The following is a 2,813-nucleotide window of genomic DNA, read 5'->3' on the forward strand; positions in this document are numbered from 1 at the left end:
ACCCGCGCCGGCGGCGCCGGTCGATCCGAACGCCGTGGTGGCGACCGTCAACGGCCAGACGCTGACCGAGGCGGACCTTGGGCTTGCCGAAGGCGAGCTGTCGCAGCAGTTCGCGCAGCTGCCGCCCGAACAGCGGCGTGCGGCGGCACTTTCGGCGGCGATCGAAATCAGGGTCATGGCGGCCCAGGCGGTGGCCACCGGCCTCGACAAGGATCCCGACTTCGAGCGCCGCATGGCGTTCCTGCAGCAGCGCGCGCTGCATGGCGAAATGGTCGAGAAGGGTGTCGTCGACAAGGTCACGGATGCCGAGGTTCGTGCCCGCTACGACCAGGAAATCGCCAACACGCCACCCACCAACGAGGTGCATGCCCGTCACATCCTCGTGAAGACGAAGGAAGAAGCCGACGCGATCATCAAGCAGCTCGACGGCGGCGCCGACTTCCAGAAGCTCGCCAACGAGCACACCAGCGATCCCTCGGGCAAGACCAGCGGCGGCGACCTCGGCTGGTTCGGACCGGGACAGATGGTGCCGGAATTCGACAAGGCGGCGTTTGCGCTGGCGGTCGGCAAATACACCGAGCAGCCGGTGCAGACGCAGTTCGGCTGGCACGTCATCAAGCTCGAGGACAAGCGCACCAAGCAGCCGCCGGCCTTCGACGAGGTCAAGGACCAGGCCAAGCAGGCGGTCATCCGCGACAAATATTTCGCGCTGGTCAAGCAACTGCGCGCCGCCGCCAAGGTCGAAATCCCCGACGCCAATTTGAAGAAGACGGTCGACACGCTGGAAAGCGCCAAGTAAGGCCGCCGTCGGCGAAGCTGGCTTCAATCCAGCTTGGGTTCCTCGCCCCACGAAAGTGGGGGAGAGGTGGCTCGGCGAAGCCGAGACGGAGAGGGGGCAGCGCCCTACGAAAGCCCCCTCTCCGTCCGCTTCGCGGCCACCTCTCCCCCGCTTTGCGGGGGCGAGGAACCCAGGTCTTGAGAGGCTGGAGGCGGCACAAACTTCGACAATTGGATTGTGACTGGGGACCATGTTTCGTCCCGCCACCAACGATCCCGCCACCCTACCGATAATGCGTCGATGCCTTGAATGCCGCCGGATCATCGGCGGCGAGCGCGCCAGAGAATTCCGGGAATCGCACCAGCACCATCATTGCCCAGAACAGCGGCCAGTCCGTCCAGCGGCAGAATTCCTTGCCCACGGCCTGAGCGGTCTGACGGTTTTCCTTGAACGATGTCGCCACGGCGCGCCAAGCGAGGCCGAGCTTCGAGCGATGCGGTTTCCGGCGCCGCTCCATCCGCGCGAACTGGTAGCCCTTGTTGCGCCTGACGTCCCAGATGAAACCCAATCCCTCATAGGCGTGGATCGAGACGGCCCTGGGCGCGACCTCCATGGCGACGCCGTCCTTGAGCATGGCGTGCTGGCGCAGATGCGAGCTGACGAAGGGACCGTGATCGGCCTCGAAGCGATGGCGTTCGAGCACCTGGCGCCGGTAGAGCGCGCCATTGTTGCTGGCATGAATGACCTGGCCATGGCGGTTGCGGCGCTCGATGAAGCCGCGGTCGAGCAGCGACATCACCCTTTTCATCATGCTCTCTTCGCCGTAGCTGGTGCGTCCGGAAACCGCGCCGAGCCGCGGGTCCGTCTCGACGGTTTCGTACAAGGCCGCCAGCCATCCCGGCCGCGGCAGGCAATCGGCCTCGACCACCGCAACCAGGTCATGACGGCAGTATGCGAGTGCGGCGTCCTTCAGTTGCGAGGATTCGTCGCTGTCATGCGTCGCCACGATCACCGACGGGCAGAGCCAGGCAGGTTTGCCGGCGAATTCGGCTTCGATTTTCGAATGATGGCTGCCTGACGTCCGGTCACCAGGCAGCATGATGACGATTTCGTCGGGAATGCCCTGGCGGTCCTGTGCATAGGCCTGCAGCGAGCGCCGTAGTTCAGCGTCGCCATCCGCCGTCAGATAGTCGGAAACGATGATCAGGCTGACCGGCAGCACCGGAGATATTCTGTCAAGCAAGCCGCCGATCCCCCTAACGACCAGGTGCAAGTATGCCTTGTACCACATAGCGGACCGCGCTGCGTAGTGTGGCTTCGTCCTCGTCGAGACGATTGGTGAGAAGATGCTTCCAGGCGAAGGAGCCGATCAGGTCGGCGACGAGGGCGGCATCGACATCGACCGCCACCTCGCCGCGCGCCTTGGCGCGTTCGATCATCTGGCCGGTATGGGAGTGGCGGCCTTTCGAATATCCGGCAAGAGCCGCTGCCGCGGCCGGGTCCGACTGCGCCTCGGCGATCAGCGATCTGAACACGCTGCCCGACGAGGTCTCGCGCCAGTGCGAAAACAGGCTTTTGAGGAAGCCGACGAGATCGTCCTCGATATTGCCGGTGTCGGGACTGTCGACACGTTTGCCCCGCTGATAGATTTCGAGCAGCAGGGCCGCCTTGCTCGGCCACCAGCGATAGATCGTCGGTTTGCCGGCGCGCGCCCGCCTGGCCACGGCTTCGATCGAAAAGCCGGCATAGCCCGCCTCGACCAGCACCGCTTCCGCCGCTACGAGAATGGCCTCGGCGCTGTCGGGGTTGCGTCGCGCGCCGATCGACTTGCGCGCGGGGTCAACGTCTTCGGCCATTCCAGTCATCCTCGCCAACAATTTCGCCGGCAATCATATGCGAGGTGGCGATGAAACGAAACGGGCCGTTCTGCACAGCCAGTGCTGGCAAATCGCCCGATGCGGGAGTGGCGGAAACCGGAAGTCCCGCGCCTCGGCTAGCTGCGAAAACGCCCTTGCACCGACGCTTCGTATCGGGC

Annotated in this window: 3 protein-coding genes; 1 reads left to right on the top strand and 2 read right to left on the bottom strand. The window is 64.7% G+C overall.

What is annotated here, in order from left to right:
- The coding region (locus tag CN311_RS31570; protein ID WP_115504288.1) for a peptidylprolyl isomerase at window positions 1–799 on the top strand (799 nt) is incomplete at its 5' end.
- 262 nt (window positions 800–1,061) lie between these two features.
- On the opposite strand, the gene CN311_RS31575 is transcribed toward CN311_RS31570, so the two are convergent.
- Together CN311_RS31575 and CN311_RS31580 are read right to left on the bottom strand one after the other, a co-directional pair.
- The gene (locus tag CN311_RS31575) at window positions 1,062–2,021 is read right to left on the bottom strand and encodes a glycosyltransferase (protein WP_245441004.1); all 960 of its coding nucleotides are present in this window, start codon (window positions 2,019–2,021) and stop codon (window positions 1,062–1,064) included.
- 13 nt (window positions 2,022–2,034) lie between these two features.
- Window positions 2,035–2,634 (bottom strand): TetR/AcrR family transcriptional regulator, encoded by a 600-nt coding sequence (locus tag CN311_RS31580; RefSeq protein WP_097577475.1) that lies wholly within the window; start codon window positions 2,632–2,634, stop codon window positions 2,035–2,037.
- Between the last annotated feature and the right edge of the window lie 179 nt (window positions 2,635–2,813).

It is taken from the genome of Mesorhizobium sanjuanii, from assembly GCF_002529485.1.
GTDB classification, from domain to species: Bacteria; Pseudomonadota; Alphaproteobacteria; order Rhizobiales; family Rhizobiaceae; genus Mesorhizobium; species Mesorhizobium sanjuanii.